This is a genomic window from Micromonospora sp. URMC 106 (assembly GCF_051386395.1).
Lineage (GTDB): Bacteria > Actinomycetota > Actinomycetes > Mycobacteriales > Micromonosporaceae > Micromonospora.
In genome coordinates, this window is sequence record NZ_JBPQTP010000241.1 from 1 (window position 1) to 657 (window position 657).

1 protein-coding gene is annotated in these 657 nt (G+C 61.8%); it reads right to left on the reverse strand.

The window, feature by feature from the left end; genetic code table 11:
* Positions 1–657, reverse strand: a 657-nt coding sequence (locus ACSNOB_RS31945) for an AAA family ATPase (RefSeq protein WP_436691160.1), incomplete at both ends; no start/stop codon positions are given.

Genomic DNA, 657 nt, shown 5'->3' on the forward strand with positions numbered 1-657 from the left:
GAAGACGAGCTTGGACTTGTCGACGTTGTTCGGGTCGCCTTCGCAGTCGACGACGACGATCTGGCCGGGGGTCAGTTCGTTGAACAGGATCCGCTCGGACAGGTTGTCCTCGATGTCGCGTTGGATGGTGCGTCGGAGCGGTCGTGCGCCGAGGACGGGGTCGAAGCCCTTGGTGGCCAGGTACTTCTTGGCGTTGTCGGTCAGCTCCAGGCCCATGTCCTTGTTCCGCAGCTGCGTCTCGATCCGGGCGATCATGATGTCGACGATCGAGAGGATCTCGTTCTGGCGCAGCTGGTGGAACACGATGGTGTCATCGATCCGGTTGAGGAACTCAGGCCGGAAGTGCTGCTTGAGCTCGTCGTTGACCTTCTGCTTCATCCGGTCGTAGTTCGACTCGGAGTCCTCCGACGCCTGGAAACCGAGGCTGACGGCCTTGGCGACATCACGGGTGCCGAGGTTGGTCGTCAGGATGATGACCGTGTTCTTGAAGTCCACGATCCGACCCTGACCGTCGGTGAGCCGCCCGTCCTCCAGGATCTGCAGCAGCGTGTTGAACACATCCGGGTGGGCCTTCTCGATCTCGTCGAACAGCACCACCGAGAACGGCCGACGCCGCACCTTCTCCGTCAGCTGACCACCCTCGTCGTAGCCGACGTA